18 protein-coding genes and 1 pseudogene are annotated in these 19333 nt (G+C 60.7%); 11 read left to right on the top strand and 8 right to left on the bottom strand.

The features are described from left to right. Positions 1-171 precede the first annotated feature (171 nt). From X566_RS18500 to X566_RS25180, 7 genes and pseudogenes are all read left to right on the top strand, one after another. Positions 172-1098, top strand: a complete 927-nt coding sequence (locus X566_RS18500) for a peptidylprolyl isomerase (protein ID WP_152539977.1) — start codon at positions 172-174, stop codon at positions 1096-1098. A 110-nt stretch (positions 1099-1208) separates the two neighbouring features. Then, complete coding sequence (gene pdxA / locus X566_RS18495) at positions 1209-2216, top strand: 4-hydroxythreonine-4-phosphate dehydrogenase PdxA (RefSeq protein WP_034470348.1); 1008 nt, start codon at positions 1209-1211, stop codon at positions 2214-2216. Beyond that, a complete protein-coding gene (gene rsmA / locus X566_RS18490) occupies positions 2213-3082 on the top strand; it encodes a 16S rRNA (adenine(1518)-N(6)/adenine(1519)-N(6))-dimethyltransferase RsmA (protein ID WP_034470346.1) in 870 nt (289 codons plus the stop codon). The genes pdxA and rsmA overlap by 4 nt, the downstream gene beginning before the upstream one ends. 3 nt (positions 3083-3085) lie before the next feature. Next, positions 3086-3308, top strand: a pseudogene (locus tag X566_RS24460) (PhnA domain-containing protein). A gap of 874 nt (positions 3309-4182) precedes the next feature. Next, on the top strand, positions 4183-5220 hold the full coding sequence (locus X566_RS24455) for a hypothetical protein (RefSeq protein WP_081740319.1): 1038 nt from the start codon (positions 4183-4185) through the stop codon (positions 5218-5220). 1083 nt (positions 5221-6303) lie between these two features. Then, the gene (locus X566_RS18480; RefSeq protein WP_034470344.1) at positions 6304-8697 is read left to right on the top strand and encodes an AI-2E family transporter; all 2394 of its coding nucleotides are present in this window, start codon (positions 6304-6306) and stop codon (positions 8695-8697) included. 199 nt (positions 8698-8896) lie between these two features. Next, complete coding sequence (locus X566_RS25180) at positions 8897-9364, top strand: hypothetical protein (protein WP_193786193.1); 468 nt, start codon at positions 8897-8899, stop codon at positions 9362-9364. Between the two features lie 176 nt (positions 9365-9540). On the opposite strand, the gene X566_RS18470 is transcribed toward X566_RS25180, so the two are convergent. Next, positions 9541-11031, bottom strand: a complete 1491-nt coding sequence (locus X566_RS18470) for an FAD-dependent oxidoreductase (protein ID WP_034470342.1) — start codon at positions 11029-11031, stop codon at positions 9541-9543. A 47-nt stretch (positions 11032-11078) separates the two neighbouring features. On the opposite strand from X566_RS18470, the gene X566_RS18465 reads away from it, so the two are divergent. Continuing rightward, the gene (locus X566_RS18465) at positions 11079-11576 is read left to right on the top strand and encodes a MarR family winged helix-turn-helix transcriptional regulator (RefSeq protein WP_051444476.1); all 498 of its coding nucleotides are present in this window, start codon (positions 11079-11081) and stop codon (positions 11574-11576) included. A gap of 157 nt (positions 11577-11733) precedes the next feature. Here the strand turns inward: X566_RS18465 and X566_RS18460 are convergent, their stop codons facing one another. Continuing rightward, positions 11734-12633 (bottom strand): SDR family oxidoreductase, encoded by a 900-nt coding sequence (locus X566_RS18460; RefSeq protein ID WP_034470339.1) that lies wholly within the window; start codon positions 12631-12633, stop codon positions 11734-11736. 88 nt (positions 12634-12721) lie between these two features. Here X566_RS18460 and X566_RS18455 point away from each other — a divergent pair, with 88 nt between their 5' ends. Further along, on the top strand, positions 12722-13615 hold the full coding sequence (locus X566_RS18455) for a helix-turn-helix transcriptional regulator (protein ID WP_051444334.1): 894 nt from the start codon (positions 12722-12724) through the stop codon (positions 13613-13615). Here X566_RS18455 and X566_RS25600 read toward each other — a convergent pair. Continuing rightward, positions 13535-14101: an ATP-binding protein gene (locus X566_RS25600; protein ID WP_409337844.1), complete on the bottom strand. Its 567-nt coding sequence runs from the start codon at positions 14099-14101 to the stop codon at positions 13535-13537. The genes X566_RS18455 and X566_RS25600 overlap by 81 nt on opposite strands. Positions 14102-14287: 186 nt before the next feature. Between X566_RS25600 and X566_RS25485 the strand changes: the two genes are divergently transcribed. Next, the gene (locus X566_RS25485; RefSeq protein ID WP_275451033.1) at positions 14288-14410 is read left to right on the top strand and encodes a hypothetical protein; all 123 of its coding nucleotides are present in this window, start codon (positions 14288-14290) and stop codon (positions 14408-14410) included. Between the two features lie 238 nt (positions 14411-14648). Here the strand turns inward: X566_RS25485 and X566_RS18445 are convergent, their stop codons facing one another. From X566_RS18445 to X566_RS24070, 5 genes are all read right to left on the bottom strand, one after another. Next, a complete protein-coding gene (locus X566_RS18445) occupies positions 14649-15359 on the bottom strand; it encodes a cache domain-containing protein (RefSeq protein WP_034470334.1) in 711 nt (236 codons plus the stop codon). Positions 15360-15770: 411 nt separating this feature from the next. Next, positions 15771-15977: a septal ring lytic transglycosylase RlpA family protein gene (locus X566_RS24450; protein ID WP_081740317.1), complete on the bottom strand. Its 207-nt coding sequence runs from the start codon at positions 15975-15977 to the stop codon at positions 15771-15773. Between the two features lie 47 nt (positions 15978-16024). Further along, entirely contained in the window at positions 16025-16345 is a 321-nt protein-coding gene (locus tag X566_RS18435) for a hypothetical protein (protein WP_152539974.1), read from the bottom strand. Between the two features lie 25 nt (positions 16346-16370). After that, a complete protein-coding gene (locus X566_RS18430) occupies positions 16371-16889 on the bottom strand; it encodes a hypothetical protein (RefSeq protein WP_152539973.1) in 519 nt (172 codons plus the stop codon). Between the two features lie 91 nt (positions 16890-16980). Then, positions 16981-17715, bottom strand: a complete 735-nt coding sequence (locus X566_RS24070) for a transglycosylase SLT domain-containing protein (protein ID WP_051444333.1) — start codon at positions 17713-17715, stop codon at positions 16981-16983. Positions 17716-17967: 252 nt separating this feature from the next. Between X566_RS24070 and X566_RS18420 the strand changes: the two genes are divergently transcribed. Then, positions 17968-19329 carry a hypothetical protein gene (locus X566_RS18420; protein WP_034470325.1) on the top strand — a complete coding sequence of 454 codons (1362 nt, stop codon included), beginning with the start codon at positions 17968-17970 and terminating at the stop codon, positions 19327-19329. Positions 19330-19333 lie beyond the last annotated feature (4 nt).

Genomic DNA, 19333 nt, shown 5'->3' with positions numbered 1-19333 from the left:
GCCGTTGTTTAATCGTTGAAATCTCGGCAGGAGCATGGTTCGCAGGCTCTGCCTGCCGGTCACGCTCTGACAACGAATTTGGGGTTTAAAGACCTTGCTCGACCCCGGATCGAGAGTTTCAGGATCGGCCTTACAGAAACAATGATGGGTTTGCGGATGTTCGCACCTCTGATGTCCCCGCTGCGTCTCAGTCTGATGCTCGTGCTGATGTCCGGAGCGATCGCCACGGTTCCGGATCGCCCGGCGCACGCGCAGAACGCGGTCGTCATCGTCAACGGCGACCCGATCACCAATTTCGATATCGACCAACGCGCCAAGCTGATGCAGCTTTCCAACGGCGGCAAGGCGGTGAGCCGCCAGGAGGCGATGGAGGAGCTGATCAACGATCGGGTGAAGATCAAGGAAGCCAAGAAGTTCAACCTCGACATGACGCCGAGCGACGTCGAGGCGCAATACGCGGCGACCGGCGCGCGCATGCGGCTCAACACCGAGCAGCTCAACAAGGTTCTCGAGGGTCGCGGTATCCGTCCCGAAACGCTGAAGCTGCGCATCAAGGCCGACTACGTCTGGTCGCAGCTCGTGCGTGGCCGCTACGGGCAGAGCCTGCTGGTCGGTGAAAGGGACATCGCCTCCGCGATCGAGGTGAAGGGCGATGCCAAGGGCGCTGGCGACAGCTTCGAATATCGCATGCGGCCGGTGGTGCTGCTGGTGCCGCGCGGTGCCGCGCAATCCACCTTCGAGCAGCGCAAACGTGAAGCGGAGTCGCTGCGCGGGCGTGTCCAGAGCTGCGATCAGGCGGAAGGCTTCTTTCGCTCGATGCGTGATGGCGTCGTCCGCGATGTGGTGATCAAGACCTCCGCCGACCTGCCGCCGAACCTGCGCGAGATGCTGGACAAGACGCCGGTCGGCCAGTTGACGCCACCCGAGGTGACGCGCCAGGGCGTCGAGATGGTCGCGCTCTGCAGCCGCACGCCAACCACCGAGACGCCGCAAAAGCGCGAAGCCCGCGAGAAGCTGTTCGCGCAGAAATACGAGGCGCAAGCCAAGAAGTACCTGCAGGAAGCTCGCCGCTCGTCGATGATCGAGTATCGCAACTAAATCCCAGCGGCCGGGCCGCCGTCCGTGCCAAACGTGGCGCGGCTGTCCGCAAGACTTGCCCCCGTGATCGGCCGCGCGGGCTGCTTGCCGCCATGCTAGTGTCTCCCGCGATGACGGACGTAAAACCGCTTGCATTGACCCTCGGCGAACCGGCAGGTATCGGCCCGGATATCGCGCTCACGGCCTGGAGCCGGCGACGCGAGCTGGCGCTGCCGCCGTTCTATATCGCCGGCGACGCGAGCTTCCTCGCGCAGCGCGCGCAGACGCTGGGCCTGACGGTCGACATCGCCCGCGTCAGCGCCACTGATGCCGTCAGCGCTTTCGCGAGCACCCTGCCCGTCATCGAGACCGGGACGACCACGACCGCAAAGCCTGGCCGTCCGGATGCCACCAGTGCGCCCGCCGGCATCGCTTCGATCCGTCATGCCGTTGATGACGTGCGCGCAGGCCGTGCCGCCGCGGTCGTCACCAACCCGATCGCCAAGAGCGTGCTGTATCGCGCGGGCTTCAGGCACCCCGGTCACACCGAATATCTCGCCGAGCTTGCCGCCGACGGCGGGGTCGCGCCGCGGCCGGTGATGATGCTGTGGTCACAGACGCTGGCGGTGATCCCCGTCACCATCCACCTGTCGCTACGCGATGCGATCGACAGGCTGTCGACGCGCGAGATCATCGAAACCGCGACGATCGCCTACAACGATCTGAAGCGCCGCTTCGGCATTGCCAGGCCAAGGCTCGCCATCAGCGGGCTCAATCCGCACGCCGGCGAAGACGGCACGCTGGGCACCGAGGATCGCGATATCGTCGCGCTCGCCGTCGCCCACCTACAGAACGCCGGCATCGATGCGCGCGGCCCGCTGCCCGCCGATACCATGTTCCATGAAGCCGCGCGGAAAACCTACGACTGCGCGATCTGCATGTATCACGATCAGGCGCTGATCCCGATCAAGACGCTGGCCTTCGACGACGGCGTCAACGTCACTCTCGGCCTGCCCTTCATCCGCACCTCGCCCGATCACGGCACCGCATTCGACATCGCCGGCAGCGGCCGCGCGAAGCCGTCGAGCCTGGTCGCAGCGCTGCATCTGGCGGCGCGGATGGCGGCGGCACAGGCATGAGCGCCATCGACAATCTGCCGCCGCTGCGCGAGGTGATCCGCCGGCACGATCTGTCGGCACGCAAGTCGCTCGGGCAGAACTTCCTGCTCGACCTCAATCTCACGGCGAAAATCGCGCGGGCGGCTGGCAGCCTCGACACCCACACCATCATCGAGATCGGCCCCGGCCCCGGCGGCCTCACCCGTGCGCTCTTGGCGCTCGGCGCGCGGCGCGTGATCGCCATCGAGCGCGACGAGCGCGCCGTGGCCGCCTTGCAGGAAGTCGCCGCGCATTATCCGGGGCGGCTGGAGATCATCTCCGCCGATGCGCTCACCTTCGATCCGCGCCCGCTGCTGAACGGCGAACGCGCCAAGATCGTCGCGAACCTGCCCTACAACATCGCCACCGTGCTGCTGACCGGCTGGCTCAGCGCCGAGCCGTGGCCGCCCTGGTACGACGCGATGGTGCTGATGTTCCAGCGCGAGGTCGCCGAGCGGATCGTCGCGGACGTCGGCGATGAAGCCTACGGCCGCCTCGCCGTGTTCGCGGGCTGGCGCACCGACGCGAAGATCATGTTCGATGTCCCGCCCGGCGCCTTCGTGCCGCCGCCGAAAGTCACCTCGTCGGTGGTGCGCCTGATCCCGCGCGCGGCACCGCTGCCGTGCGATCGCGCAGCGCTCGAGCGGGTCACCGAAGCCGCGTTCGGCCAGCGCCGCAAGATGCTGCGCCAGAGTCTGAAATCGCTCGGCACCGATCCGGCACGCCTGACCGCGGCCGCCAGCATCGATCCGACCCGCCGCGCGGAGACCGTCGGCATCGACGGCTTCGTCGCGATGGCCCGCCAACTCGTCTCCCTCCGTTCAAACCAATCAGACCTCATAAGGTAGGACATGTCAGACGATGTCATCGTGCGGGACGGCAACGGCCCTCAGCTCCGTGAACGAGATTCCGTCACCTCATCAAGGATCTGAAGGCCCAGGGCGCCGGCACGACGCTGAAGCGCGGCACGCTGGTCAAGAACATCCGCCTGACCGGCGATCCGGCCGAGATCGAATGCAGCACGAAGCAGGTCAAGGGCTGGTGCTGCGTACCGAGTTCTTGAAGAAAGCATGATCGCGTTCGCGCCACCGTTTGTGGTTATGGCCCTGTTGTTGCCATAGCCCGCGAATTGGCGAATATACGCGCACATTGAAATCCAGGGAGAGATGCCATGGCCTTGATGCGCAGCCTGCGCATGCTCCTTGATTTTGTTGGCCTCAGTTCATCACCGATGAACGAGGACCGCGCATGGATTTCACGAAACTAACACTCCGTTCAAAAACGGCAGTCCCCTTTCGGAGGGCTGCGGCATGAGCCGACACCCGATCCCAAGTGCAGCACTAGATGACCGGCTGGCGTTCGTCGGCACGGCGGGCAGCGGCAAGACCTACAACGCTGGAAGCTGCGTAGAGCGGCTTTTGCAAGCTAAGGCCCGCTGCGTCGTCATCGACCCGCTCGGCGTATGGTGGGGCTTGCGGCTCAAGGCCGATGGCAATTCCGCGTCGGCCTTCGACATCCCGATCTTTGGCGGCTCGCATGGAGACCTGACGCTGACCGAGCATGCGGGCGCGCTGATCGGTGAGACGGTCGCTGGCATGGCCGAAAGCTGCATCCTCGACCTGAGCCAGATCGGCACCAAGGCGGGTGAACGCCGTTTCATGCTGGCCTTTCTGACCGCATTTTACCGCGGCGTGAACGGTTCGCCCATCCACCTGATCATCGACGAGGCTGACATGTGGGCGCCGCAGCGCCTGCTCGACAAGGAGGGTGAGGCCGCGAAGCTGCTCGGCATGATGGAGACCATCGTTCGCCGCGGTCGCGTGCGGGGTTTTATCCCGTGGCTGATAACCCAGCGGCCGGCGGTCCTTTCCAAGGACGTGCTGAGCCAGGCTGACGGCATCATTTCATTCAAGCTGACCGCCTCTCAGGATCGCGATGCAATCGGCGCGTGGATCGAGGGCAGGCCGACAAACAGGAAGGCAAAGCCATCCTGGCGTCCCTGCCCAGCCTCGAACGCGGTCGGGGCGTCATCTGGATTCCGACGCGCGGCGTTCTCGAAACCGCGGCGTTCCCGCTGAAGGTCACCTTCGACAGCTCTCGCACGCCAAAACGGGGCGAGAAGGTCCAGGACACGACACTGAAGCCGCTGGATCTGGGCCGGCTCAAGGAGCGGCTATCCAAGGTCGAGGCGGAGACTAAGGCGAACGATCCAAAGGCACTGAAGGCGGAGATTGCCAGCCTCAAGCGAGAGCTGGCGGCCAAGACCCCCATTGCGCCAGCAATCAATCCGAAGGCCGTCGATGAGGCCTATCAGAACGGGCTTGCTGAGGGGCTTGCGCGCGGTGAGAGCCGCGCCAAGGCGGCGCTGGCGGCCGTCGAGAGCCGCCTGAAGGACGCTCTGGCCGTAGCTGGCGTGTCGATTGCGTCGCTCGATAGTCCTATGCCGCCGCCTCTATCCAGGCGGCAGGTCATTGCGCCGCCGGTTCGCGCCGTTCGGCCGACAGCCCCGCTGATCAAGGCTAATCGCCAATTCAGTGGCCCGCAGCACCGCGTCCTGCGTTCGCTGGCCATGTGGAAGGCGCTGGGCCACGAAGCGCCGACACGCGAGATGGTGGCCGCCGCTTCCGGCTACAGCCCCTCCTCCGGTGGCTTCAACAACCTCTTGGGCAGTCTCGCCTCGGCCGGTGCGATCGGCAAGCCGATGCCGGGCCACGTCTCTCTGCTGGTTGACGAGGGCGTGATGGATGCCGCCGAAGGGCGCAATATGCTGCTGAGCTATCTCAGCAACCCGCAACGCAAACTGATCGATGCGCTGAATGGCGCAGGCGACCTTTCACGCGACGAACTTGGTGCGCGCACCGACTACTCGTCGTCAAGCGGCGGCTTCAACAACCTGATTGGCTCGCTTTCAACTCTTGGACTGATAACGAAGCCTGCCGCCGGATACGTGGCCCTTTCCAATTGGGCACAGGAACTGCTCGCATGACCTCCATGTCGCCCGCGCAAGCGGGTGAAGCGGGCCGTTAACGCATTCAACGCCCCTGTCCCCAGCGCAACAGCGCGACCATCGGCGTGCGCAGCGCAAGTCCTGGGTCATGAGGATCATCAAGCAGAAACGCGGTTACTTCACCACAATGGCCACGGCAAAGCGCGAGGCGATCCGCGGCGCCGGCCTAAACCAGCGCTCCTGAAGAACACGAAACTTTGGAGACCCTGATCGCCGGCACTTTTGGGTCTCTGAGCGAGCAACGGCGATCAGGGCTGATCCCTCCATAGACGGGTCGACGGTCATAACGATGTTCATAGGACGTTTGTTCCGGATCAGGAACTGAGATGAGATAGTCCAACATCAGGCTCCACGCCTTAAGCCTGGTGAGGCAATCCAGCGTTTCGCAGATGCGTACATTCGCAAGCGCGAAACTTCGGCGAGTAATTCATCTCGAGCCTGGCCATCGGGCAATCGTTCAGCGCGGGCAATGCACTCGCGGATCAAATCTTCAATCTCTTCCGCGGACAAAAAAATGGCTTTCCGGACGCGGTCATCGTCCGCTCCTCGTAATATCAATATACGGGAGCTCAATTCTTGGCGCTCTGATTTGTTGCTCTTAAGGAAAGTACCTTCAAGCAATATTTTTAGGCAGCAGTCCAAAGGCGACGTTATCTGAAAGCCATCCAATCCCCTGATCGAAACGGCCCCGCCCATAGAAATGAGCAGTCCGATCAGGACCCATCCTGGATCGGATCGGACTGCTATGCGCGCGAAGCTTCCGGGGGGGGACGGAAGAAAGCTCGCCCGCTCTCGTTACCAAGCGTAGAAAAATGTCACCGACAACCGCAAGCAAACGATAACCTTAAAAAGCCGAGGTTTTCGCGATTTTGCGCCAGCATGATGCCGCCTTCGGCTGAGCGATTACACGTATCTACGGCATAGGCCTGCCGACATCGCCGATGAATCCATGTGCTCATGATCTCACCCTCCGAAGGACAATAAGAGCCCGCCGGATAACGTTAAAGCGCACCGGAACTTAGAGGAAGCTATGGCGTTTTCCGTGGTCAAGGGCGGAGCAACATGTTCAATGCGTCCCGACGAACAGGGCTATCACGATCCGACCGTGGTGATGCGATCTCTTCGGGCGAGCTAGACATTAAGAAGCTAGCCGCGGCGCTGGTGTCGGCCGCGGTCATCATTGTCGGCCTGTACTTCGGCCGTGACATACTGATTCCGCTAGCAACTGCGTTCCTGATTACGTTCGCGCTTAACCCGGCGGTCACGTGGTTGGTACGGCGCGGCCTACCGAGGCTGCTCGCAACCAGCGTCGTCATGGTAATCGTCCTGTGCACCCTGACAGGTTTAGGCATCATTCTCGGTGCACAGGTCCGTTCGATCGCGGTCGAGCTTCCGGCTTATCAATCAACGATGCTGAAAAAGCTGTCGGATCTGCGCGAGAACCTCAAGGCGCCTGGATTGTTCGATGGTGTCCTGAAAACCGTCGAACGAGTTCAGAAAGAGGTCGAGTCGAAGGACGAGAAGCCCGCCGACGGCCCACGTCCAGAGCGCGTCGAAGTCGTCCCCACGCCTCAATCGCCGTTTGAACAGGCATCTACTTGGCTTTTGCGGTCCTTGGAGCCGCTCGCTACCGCTGGCATCATCTTTATCTTCGTCTTTCTGGCACTGCTTGATATTGGCGATCTTCGAGATCGATTCCTGCGCCTGCTGGGGGAAAACTTTCATCGTTCAACCGATGCCATCGAGGAGACCGGCGCGCGCATCAGCAAATATCTGCTGATGCAATTGCTTGTAAACGTCAGCTACGGCGTGCCACTCGCTCTCGGCCTCTGGATCATTGGTGTGCCAGGCGCCTTGCTGTGGGGCGCCGTGGCCGCAACCATGCGCTTCGTCCCCTATATCGGCCCTCTACTTGCCGCGATCTTTCCCATCGCCCTCGCCTTTGCCGTCGACTGTGGTTGGAGCATGCTGCTCTGGACCATTGCGTTGATTGTTATCCTCGAGCTGGCAAGCAACAATATTGTCGAGCCGCTCCTCTATGGCACCAGCACCGGTCTGTCAGCGATATCGCTGATCGCCGCGGCGATGTTCTGGACAGCGCTATGGGGGCCTGTGGGGCTTATTTTATCCACGCCCCTCACGGTCTGTCTCCTGGTCCTCGGACGTAATCTGCCCCAACTGCAATTCCTCGACACCATGCTGGGCTCTGCGCCTGCGCTAGATGTTCCCGTCCGCATCTATCAACGACTAATCGCAAATGACGTCGACGAAGCTGTCGAGATCGCGAGCACCGAGATCGAAACGTCTTCGGTCGTTTCATTCTATGACACAACCGGCATTGAAGTTCTCCGGCTGGCAAGCCAAGAACATCTTCGCAATGCGAGCGCCGAGCACCGGCTGCGCCTGGTAAACGGAATGGATACACTGCTCGACGATCTGAGAGATCAATACCCTTCCTCCCTCAGCCCGGAGGCAAGACCTGTGGTCCTGTGCATCGGAGGAAAATGGGAGATCGATGCTGCAGCAGGCGAGATGCTCGCCCATGCGCTCGCCATCCAAGGAATCGCCGCGGATGTCCAACCCCCTGCCAGCGTGAATGCCGACTACATTGCCAAGCTTGATCTGAAAGGCGCGAATATCGTCTGTCTTAGCTACTTCACTTCGAGTCCGGCCATCCCTGCGCGCCACGCCTGTCAGCGTCTGCGGCGACGATGGCCGGACTTGCGCATCGTTCTGGCGCTATGGAACGCGCCGCAAGAGTTGTTGACGGACGAATCCGTTGAAGCACTCAAAGCCGATGCAGTCGTGACGTCAGTGCAAGAGGCAGTTCTCCGTATCCATCGAATTCTTAATCCAGAAGAAGCAAAGGCGGCTCAGGAGGCCGCGCTACCGGACAACGACGCCGAACGTGTGGACGCGCTGCAAGCGACCGGAGTGCTGGAAGACAAGAAGCGTGATGCGCTGGATGCGCTGGCCAAGCGCGCCGCCGATGTCTTTAACACCAACCTTGCCGTGATTTCCACGATCGACAAGAACCGCGAGTACTTCGTGGGACAAAGTGGAACGTTCCCGAATGCGGTCACCGACGATGCCGGGACCTTGCTCCCGATGGACCGCGAACATGCGATCTGCAACTATGTGGTCGGCAACAACGAGTCACTCATGGTTCCGGATATCCAGCGCGACCCCCGTTTTGCCGACAATGAGACGATCAAGCAGTGGGACGTGCGCTTTTACGCCGGTGCGCCACTGCGCGTGTCCAATGGCCTTATCGTGGGGGCGCTGTGTATTCTGGATACTGAACCGCGTATCCTGAAGGACGATGAGATCGCATTGCTGGAAACCATGGCCGCCGATGTCGCAGCCATCATTACGCCGAGTGAGGCGGATGAGGCCCCGGTGAAATCCCCATCTGCGGCCTCATCCGCAACCGTCGGCCAGCAGGTGCCCGAATAACTTCTGCAGCGTCCACCGCCTTCAGCGAACGCGGCCAGATCCTTCGCTGAGGCACACGGCAGAGACTATCTTCCCGGCTTCATAGAAGCGCGCCGTTAACTGGTCCTGGCTCGACGAGGGCCTGTAAAGCTTCATATTGGCGTTGCGAAAGCCACCTAAAGCTCCCACCCTTCTTGAATAGATTTTTTTGGGCTCCCTCTTGAAAAAGGTCGTTCCACTCCTAAGTGGATTTTCGCCCGGCGAAAGCCGCCGTCAAGAACCAACGAAAGCGAGGAATGTTGGACGACCGGAGGACACCATGGCTCACAAAAGCGATGACGTCTTAAATCTTGATTCTCTGCTGCATCCGGCCGCAGCCTTCGATCATCCGAGGGATGTGCTAAGCGATCCAGATCTCACCCTGAACGAGAAACGCGCGATCCTTGCCTCATGGGCTTCTGATGCCTGCGCCGTGGAAGCCGCGCCGGCGCTGCGGCAGACGCCCGACGGTAAGAAGGTCGTCCGCTTTGACGACATCATTGAGGCTTTGCGAGAGCTCGATCGCGAGGCACGAGTCGCACCGATGCCGGCGCGGAATTATCGGCGGGTGCTGGAAAAGGAGCGCGGGCTCTTCAAATTCCGCAGGCGCAAGCCCGACGATGGCCGCGGCGGCACTCCATTGCAGTAGGACTGCCCTGCGCGACGGCGAAGCGCGTGTCGTCGACGAGCAGCCCTCACGTGAATCCGCTTGAGGTAGAGGGCCACACAGAGAGCGGCCCTCCCCGCAAGCTCAGCCGCGATCGTAGTAGCCCGGATATTGGCCGATGGCATTGGCGATAGCGTGCGGCAGTTCGATGACCTACCTTAGTCCAGGCCCACCTCCTCGAGATAGCCTTCGAGCGCGCCGGCTTCATCGGAGCCGAAGATCGCGCTCACATAGCCATCAGGCCGAATCAGAACCCACTCGCCAGGCATAAGGCCATAGGCGTCGCAGAAATGGCCTCCATCATCTGCAAGCTCGTGTCCGACTCCAACGTGATGGATGCGGAGATCGCCTCGAGGACGCGCGATTTCGTGGGTCGTTTCATAACCAATCAGGCTCCAGTGCGTACCGGCGAATAGATCGAACAGACGCCTGGGGCAACCGGCCGCCCCGCGCAGCGACGCGTCCGGCGCTCGGTCACCCGCGAGGAGGATGCCGGACCGAGGCGATGGATTAAAGCTGAGCGCCGATTCCGGATAACCGATGTCTAGTTGATGGACTTCGCGTCCGCGGCGCATGGAGCCGCGTTTCTGCGCTTCGAGCAGCCGGGTTGAGAGACCCAGCATCTCTTCCGCCACCGGCCGCCTCTCTTCCTCATAGGTATCGAGCAGCTTATCAGGCGCGCCGCCTAGCACCGCCGCCAGCTTCCAGCCGAGATTGTAAGCATCCTGAACGCTCGTATTGAGGCCTTGCCCGCCCGTGGGCGGATGGACGTGCGCGGCGTCGCCGATCAGGAAGATGCGGCCGACGCTGTAGCGATCCGCTAAGCGCGCGCTCATCGTATAGGCCGAAGCCCACGACACCGAGCAAACATGGATATCGTCGCGTCCGGTTCGCTCCGCGACCATGATGTTGAGCGCATCGGCGGAGAGGTCCGCTTCTCCTTCGATTGGGATTGCTCGTTGGATCTGGAACAGATCGGTCCCGGCGAGCGGACAGATTGACATCAGCTGCCGCTTGTCGCCGACATGATATTGATGCCACGCGTCACGGCTCAGCCCGACCAGATCGACATCGGCCACCATCGCTCGCGCCCCGAGTGTCTTGCCGGGAAAGTCGATGCCCAGGGCGTTACGAATGAAGCTGCGACCACCGTCGGCCGCTATCAGATATCGAACATGAACCATCTCCTCACCGGCGGGGCTGACAAGACGCGCCGTAACGCCATCCTTGCCCTGCTCGAAGCGGACCAGTTCGCACCCGAAGTCGACGTTGCCGCCAAGCTCGACGAGGCGATCGCGTAGCATTCGCTCGGTCAGAAACTGCGGGAGCATGAGGGGGATATGGTAGGGCTCAGCCGGAGTCGGCGGTTCGACCTCGAGGACAATATCTGTGTGGCCGCCGTCATCATGATACTCGCGTAGCGGCGGGTAGACACCGCCGGTGGCAACGAGCCGGTCAAGCACCCCGAGATCCTCAAATACTTCCTGTGAACGGGGCTGGATGCCCTTGCCGCGCGAGCCGGCGAACGGTCGGTCCAGCTTCTCGATCAGTCGGAACCGCACGCCTCTTCTCGCTAGGTCAATCGCGAGTGTCAGGCCGGCGGCGCCGGCGCCGCAAATCAGAACCGCAGGTGGGTTTTGCTCTTTCAATCGAGCCTCCTATGTGTATAATACACATATCTATGGAGGCGTGGTGGATGTCAACAAACAAAGTGCATAATGCACATATCAAGGCGCTGTTTCCCTCCCTGCATGCGTCACTGCTCGAGATCGTGACGGTAATGAACCGGCCGGAACGGGACGATGAGTTGCTGGCGTTGGCCGGCCTGACGCTTGAACGGGCGCTCTTCCCTCTGCTCGTCTTCGTCGAGCGCAAGGGACCGATCGGGGTCGTCGATCTCGCCGGCAGGGTTGGCCGTGATTACACGACGGTCAGTCGCCAGGTGGCGCGACTGGAAGAACTCGGTCTCGTCGAGCGTCGGCCCGGGACGGCGGACAAGCGCGTGCGCGAGGCGATCATCACGCCGCGAGGAAAGTCGGCGACCGACGCTCTCGATGCCGCCCGTGAGACTATGGCGCTGGAACTGTTCCGCGACTGGTCTCGCGAGGACCTCGACGAACTGGTGCGTCTCATGGCGAAGCTCGCCGAGGGCATGGCCAAGGGACTGGCACGGTCGAACCTGTCCGCAAACTAATCTTCGCTGTGGAATCGCCGGCAGTTCGACCCGTCAGGTGAATGAAGCATCGGTGTCATGGTGGATTTCTTACATTCAGAGCGGGTGGAGGTGCCGTCTGATCTGCGTCGGCGACACCCCCGAATCCTCAACATTCGAGGCAATCGTGCCCCCGCAATTATTGGCGAGAGGGGACTTCCAGCATTTCGAGTTCGGCAAGCAGTCCGTGTGACTTGGGCTTCCAGCCCAGCTTTTCCCGCGTCTGTGCGCTGGAGGCCGGCATGTCGTGCGCGGCAATCATCGCGAGCCAGCCGAAGAAAGACTGGGTCTCTTCCGGAGCAATGGATTTGACGGGCAGTTGCAAGCGCCGGCCGAGGGTTTCGACAATGTCGCGCACCGGCACGCCTTCCTCAGCGACGGCGTGATATTTTGCGCCCGGCTCCGCCTTTTCGATAGCCAGCCTATAAAGTTGGGCGACGTCCAGAACGTGCGCCGCAGGCCAGCGGTTGAGACCATCTCCGACATAAGCGCACACGCCCTTTTCGCGATACAATTCGATGACGTAAGTGATGAGCCCCTGCGTTACCGGATCATGGACTTGCGGGAGCCGCACGACCGAGACATTGACGCCCTCTGCGGCCACTGCGGCAGCAGCTTCTTCAGAGGCTGCGCGCGGATTGATATCGGATCCGAAAGTCGCATTGTCTTCCCTGGCAGGTTCGCCCGGCACCGTGTTGGCGATCGGAGTTCCGGAGGTGACGATCAATGGGCGATCCGAGCCCGCAAGCGCCGAACCGAGCGCCTTGATGACTCTGCGATCATCCTCGCAGTTCTGGACGAATTTCGAGAAGTCGTGATTGAAGGCCAGATGGATGACGCCGTCGGATCGCGCGATGCCTTCCTTCAGACGATCGGAATCCGTGATCAATCCTCGGTAAACTTCGGCTCCAGCCGCGGCCAATGCGGCCGCCTTGTCTTCGGATCGGCAAAGGCCGATCACCTGATGATCCGCCGCAATCAGCTCCTTCACGACCCTTGAGCCGATATTCCCGGTCGCACCCGTAACAAACACGCGCATGAGCAGCCTCCAATTCGATGAAGACAATTTGCGCCCAATTTCTATCCTGTTAAAGTAGTGACATTATCATGGTAAGATAGCTAACAGGATGGGCGAACCTTCAGTCACAGCGAACGCACTTGGGACGTATCTGAGAGACCGGCGGACGAAACTCGATCCGAAGGCCTTTGGCTTCTCCTTGGAGCGCCGTCGCACCACCGGCCTGCGTCGCGAGGAAGTGGCGCAGCGCGCCAATATCAGCTCGACCTGGTACACGTGGCTCGAACAGGGACGCGGCGGCGCGCCTTCGGCCGATGTGCTCGATCGGATATCGCGCGCGCTCATGCTCACGGATATTGAACGTGAGCACCTGTTCCTGATTGGCCTCGGCCGCCCGCCTGAGGTGCGCTACCGGAAAAATGACAGCGTGACACCCCGACTCCAGCGTGTGCTCGGCGCGCTGGATCCGAGCCCAGCGGTAATCAGAACGGCAAGCTGGGATGTTATCGCCTGGAACCGTGCGGCGACCCTTATGCTGGGCGATTACGGCTCGCTGCCGCCGCACCGGCGCAATATCCTGCGAATGATCTTTCTGGATCCCCATGCGCGCGCGGCGCAATACGACTGGGAAAGCGTGGCGCGTCATGTGGTCGGTGCATTCCGTGTCGAAGTCGCGCGTGCGGGAGCAGCCAGTGAGGTGGCGCCCCTTGTCGATGAACTCTGCTTGCTCAGTCCGGAGTTCAGCGCGATGTGGCACGCCAATGAAGTTACCGGAGCGCCCGGCGAAGCCGTCAAGCATATCCGCCACCCGGCGATCGGCTCTCTCAGTCTCGAATATTCGGCTTTTTCAGTCGACGGTAGAACCGACTTGACGATGGTGGTCTACAACCCGGCAACGCCAGAGGATGCAGAACGGATCAAGTCACTGGGCAATGGTCCGGAAGCCGCTGGTCGGCGCACAAAGCGATCGAAACGCAACACCCCGCCGTCTCGGGATCGCTGAGCGCGTGTACCAAAAGAACGGTAGATCAGCCCGCCGTAATCGGCGGCCGCCGTGAACCAGTAAGGATCGGCGCGTCGTCGTTGGCCAACTCAGGCGCTCCGTCAGTGCACTACGCTCGGCCCGTGGCAGAAGAAGATTTATGGCCGTTCCTACTCCGACTTCGCTTTCGATCATCATGTCACCGCCCATCTCTCGCATGAATGCATGAACCTGAGACAGGCCAAGTCCCGTGCCACGGTCACCTTTAGTCGTGAAGAATGGCTCCATGGCACGACGGAGAATCTCCTTCGGCATACCGGGACCGTCGTCGCGGACGCTCAAGCAAACGAACTTTCCGGCTTCAAGGCCATCCTGAGCTAAAACTGGTTCGTCGCAGCCTTTCGTTGAAATACGGATCGAGCCGTGACGCTCACCGAGCGCATCCCTGGCATTCACGATAAGGTTTAGCAGAGCAGCTTCGAGGCGAGCGGGGTCAGCGCGGCACAGCGGGAGGTTGGGATCAAGGCTCAGTTCGACGCTAGCTCGCGATTGCGCTGCATTTTGGAGCAGCGTCGCGCTCTCAGTTAGGAGGCGGTTTATGTCGACCTCCTGTATTAGCAGCGCCTGCGGCCTAGCAACGCTTAGGAGCTGATCGACTAACTTGCAGCCACGATCCAGGGACGCGAGTCCCTGTTGAATGATTTCGTCTGCACGCGCGTCGCCGCGGGTGAATTTAGCGAGCAGCCGAAATCCGGCAGTGATCACCGCGAGGAGATTTCTGAAATCGTGCGCGACGCCACTGGTGAGCCGACCTAGGGCCTCCAACTTGGCAGCCTCGTCGGCTCTAGCCTTGATTGATGCCTCTCGCCTCTCGTGCCATATCATTAAAAGAAGCAGAAGCGACGCCAGTATGAACGCGCCGCTCGTGGCGACGATTGTAATCACCGCATTCGTCCGCCAAGTTGCAAGTACGCCAGCGCGAGACAAGCCGATTACGACAATCAGCGGGTGTTGCTCCCTCTACGGTAGCTAAAGATCCTGGGCTTCTGATCGATCAAGCTATCGGCTTCGAACGTTCCAGTCTGCGAGCGAGTGCCTGTACCAGCCCACTCTGTCCCGACATAAGAGGTTTCCCGACGCGATCGTCGGCAGCTGGCATTCGTGCGATCAAGGCGCCCTCCGGATTGACTAAAGGGATCACATCATCCGGTCCAAGCCGCGTTTCCCGATATAGACGCTCAAGGTAGCTTAATTCCAATGCAGCGGCGGCCACCCCGCCGAATGCGCCCTCCACTGTGTTGACTGGTCGCGAGAGCCCTAAGAACCAAGTGCCCACAGACCGACTAACCAGTGGCCTGCCGATGAACAATCCTCGGTCGGACGTGCTTCTGTGCGCTTGAAAGTAGTCTCGGTCGGAGAGATTCGCTCGCGGTGTATCCTGATCGCTGTCTTGAATGATGAAGCCATCAGGACCGATGACAAACAGAGCGCGTACCCCTGGCAGATTTGCGAGCAGGCGACGCAACCAATTCTCGTAGTTAGGGTCGTGTTCCCGGTTGACTTCTGGACGTCGTAAGCTTTCGGCAATTCCGAGGAGTGCGAGATCAGTTCCTAGAATCATCGCGCCCGTCTGCTCATCGAGCACGCGAGCGAGGCTCTCAGCGTGTTGATGCGCCGCAGCCAAGCGACGATCGCGGTCAGACCACACATTCACTGTGGTAACGATCGCCATCAAGCAACAGATGGCGCTCACACCAAGGAGCATCCCCCGAGATACCATCCAATCGCGAGCGATCCTATGGAAAATTGTCCGAAAATTAACTTGACATGACGGGATGCCGATTTCGGTCAAACGTTAGCGGCGGCGATTCGCAGCATTTCATATTGCATGGCTACCATGTGTTCTGGGCTGTATCGCCGGCAATCAGGAGCATCCGAGGTTCGAGCGAACGGGAGCGTAACGTAATAGGTCATGGCGCATTCTGTCGGTGGCAGCGAAAAAAGCCCGCCCCAGCGCTGGGCTGAGGCGCGGGCAGTCACAGGGAGGCGTCGACAGACCCGAGGCCTGCCAGCCGTCTCGCGACGGCGGATGTACGGCGCAGCTAGGGCCGAAACTCGAACAGGAAGTAGCCGGCCAGCAGCACGCCGATCACCGGCAGGCCGACCTCGAGCATGATCACCTGTCGACCCGCACCGGCGCCCTGCCGCCCATGCCGATAGCGCGGGCCGCGCCATAGCTCAGATCGATACAGCGGCCGCGCACGAATGGGCCGCGGGCGTTGACGCACACCGTTACGCTGCGACTGTTCCGGAGGTTCGTTACGCGGGACGTGCGAGCCGGAGACGGCGCAGCAAGCGCCGCCGCTAGGACGGTTCGGATCATGTGAAGCTTTCAGATTGTGGGAGAAGGACGGTCCAGAATCGGGCCGTCTATGGATATTCGCCGTCGATACCGCCGGGCCCGCGGCTCTGCACGAAGCCGCGGCCGCGTCGCAGGTCGGCCATTTCGTCGGATAGATTCGCGATCAGTTTCGAGTTGGCAGCGTTCTGCGTTTCTAGCACCGCCACTCGCGTCGCGACGTTGCCTTGGCCCTTCAATGTCTCTTCGACGGCTCCGACGCTTTGCGAGAGCACGTCCATCCGGCCGCCCATATCGGTTTTCAAAAGGTCAACCCGACCTCCGAGTTGGGTGAACGCCACCGCAAATGCAACAATGGCGACAACGGCCGTAAGGATATTGCCTAAGTTCAACGTGGTATCGATGGCTATTCTCGGCTCACTTCTTCTTCGACGGGAGAACCGCCTTCGCGATGGCTGAGCCAAGCGCGGGCTGGGCTTCGCCAGTCACCGCAAGTGCTTTCAGGCGAGACGTGTCCATCGCTACATAGCCGAGAAGGCCGGCGACGATCGCAAGAAATGGCGTGATGGCCGAGATTACCGCTGCCATGTCAGTCGGCGTGATCTTACCGAAGACAATCAGTGGCAGAAGTGCAGCCACCTCGATGCCAAGAATGACCGGCACGAATCCGAGCAGATGGCGCCAATGCCACCACGACACGACGCCGGGTTTCATTTCTTCACGGATGGTCGCGTTGATCTGCTCGATCGCGGTCCTATCGACATCGGCTTGGGCCTGCGCGACCTTAACGATCATATCCATCTGAGCGATGGCACGTTGGTCGGCTGCGCTGAGCGCTGCGCTGACCACAGCAGGATCACCGGCCTGGATCGCGGTCCCAACCGCCTCTGGCGTCGGTTCGACGCCAAGGGCCTCGGCAAGCAAACCGCCCAGCATCCCGCCCGCAGCACTACCGAGCGGCCCTAGAAGCGCACCGCCGATGATCGGCGCACCAGCCTTAATGACCGCCCCGGCTAGCGGCTTCCAATCAAAGTCCATCTTTAAGCCCCTCCTCGACCTTCATCAGCGTCTTGCGCGGCCAGAAATAGACCGCAGCCCCAATCACTCCGCCGATGACAAACGTGATGCCGATTGCCATTAGGATTGAGCCGGCCGACCAGCCCTGCTGGACGGCGGCCGTCGTTGTTGCTGTCGTGGTTACTGTCGTGGCAGCCGCGGTTTTCTTGACCACGGGCGCCACAGTTGGCTTCGCGCCAGCCATATAGACCGCGACCCAGTTGCGACCGCCGGCCGCCTTCATCTTGCTCGCCGCCCACGCGCGGACCTGGCCGCAGGTCTTGCCGGAGAGGATCGAACGATTGGCGGCGATTGCCGCTGACGAGAAGACGGACGCGCAGTCTGCGGACCCGGACGCTCGCAGCAGCTTCTTCGCGGTCCCTGCGCCTGCGAAGTGCGCCAGGTACAGGTCACCATCTGTATATCCTGCGCCCAGGTATGAGGCGTTGTCCTCAGTGAACCGAGCCAGCATCTCGATTGAGCACTTCGGATCGGTACGAAGCGCCAGAAGCTGGCTGTCAGACTTTCCGACCGCCCACGCCGGCCGATGCTTCCGCACGACGGCCAACCACGTGCTGGAGATGAATTGTCCCAGCCCCGTCGCACTTGACGTCGGCGCCTTCGCTGTCGGCTTGCCGGCGCTCTCGATCTGAATAATGCGCGACAAAGTATCGTCGGAAATGATCCGACTGACCGTGTAGGCCATCGATGTCTCCGTGGTGCTAAGAAAGTGACATTTGGCGCAATCAGCGCGTAGAGCTCAGACGACCCACATCGGCAGTATCATCGGAGTGTGTGGAACCCGGCCAAATTCGGCAGCGACTTATCCGCTTTCGGGGGATTGATCCTCACCAGGTTGCAAGAGTAGCCATGAGTGCATCGACCATGCTATTGCACGCGGGTTCATTTTTCCGCCCACTTCTGTCAATGCTACTTCTTGGCGATTCAAAGATTTCAAATGCTCAATTTGCTTCACTATCGCGCCGATCAAATCGTCTCGAGCGCCGCAACAAGAATTGTTTTGTCTCTCGTCTATGCTGCCGTCGTCTTCGTCGCCTACCGATGGTACCTTCACCACAACTGGAAAATTTACGGCTTCGAATTCTTCCCGCCTTCTGCGATCACGTTTGCGGCAGTCGCTGTCCTGATTTCTCTCCAGGCGGCTGTTCTACCTCACTACATTGACCGCGCATCCGGACTATTCGTTTCCCTTGTCTACGTCCTTGTAATCGTTCCCACGTTGGTGGTAACGGCGCTCCTTACCGAATATAGTTTCAGCCAGCACGCTCCATCCCTGCTCGCAATGACAGCAGGGTTCTGTCTTTGCTGCCACATCGCGCGATCGGGGCCGCAACCGACCGGGAAACAGATCAGCAGCGTTCCGCTTGAGAGTTTAATTGCAGTCTTCTTTTCGATTGCGACCGTGGTCCTGTTCTATCAGCACCACGCAATTCTAAGTTGGGCCCCTCCTGACGCACCGTATGAACAGCGGGCGCTTGGAAGGGCGAGCGGTGCGGTTCTCGCGTACACGCGAACCTACTATCTGAATGTTGCTTGCCCCGGCTTGTTTGCGTTTGGCCTCTTGAAGAGGAATTACCTGTATCTGGCTGCAGCGTTGGGCGGGTTCGTCCTCAACTACCTCATCGACGCACAGCGAACCGCCCTTTGCATGCCGGTCGTTATGACCATCCTATTCCTTGCGCTTTGCTCAAATTGGAGGCCACTGAGAAGCAACTCCCTACTCATTCTTCTCAGTGCAACGGGCCTTGCAGCATCATATCTGCTCTATCAGCACCTTCTGTTATATGGACAATCCCAATTCATCATTCTGCGGACAATCGGGCTGCCCGGTTTGGCACTATCGAGCTACGCTGAGACGTTCTCCGGCGAACGTTTGACATGGTGGTCGCACGTTCGCGGAATCTCCATGTTTGTCCCGAAGCCTATTGAATTGCTAAGCGATCCGAACTGGCCGCAACTCGGCTTGATCGTAGGTCGGCACATGATCGGGTACGAAAATTTCAATTATAACGCCCATTTCTTCGCTAGCGATGGCGTCGCTGCCGCGGGATGGATGGGCATTCTCGCGGTGAGCGTAGTATTCGCCGCATGGCTGAAGCTCCTCGACTACTGCAGTTCAGGCTGGGATATTCGCCTCGTCATCCTTCTGATGTCCCCTCTCACGATGGTCGTCCTTAACGCACCGCTGTTCACGACACTGGCATCATTCGGCGGGTTGTTCTGGCCAATTACTCTGTACGTTTTTTCGGAGAACCGATTCAGGTCCCTGTGGCCACGTCTCAGACCGCACAGATCATGACAAC

Origin of the sequence: Afipia sp. P52-10 (genome assembly GCF_000516555.1) — a bacterium.
Classification (GTDB): Bacteria; Pseudomonadota; Alphaproteobacteria; order Rhizobiales; family Xanthobacteraceae; genus P52-10.
Note: the sequence above shows the minus strand (reverse complement) of the source record. Positions and strands in the feature narration are given on the sequence as shown.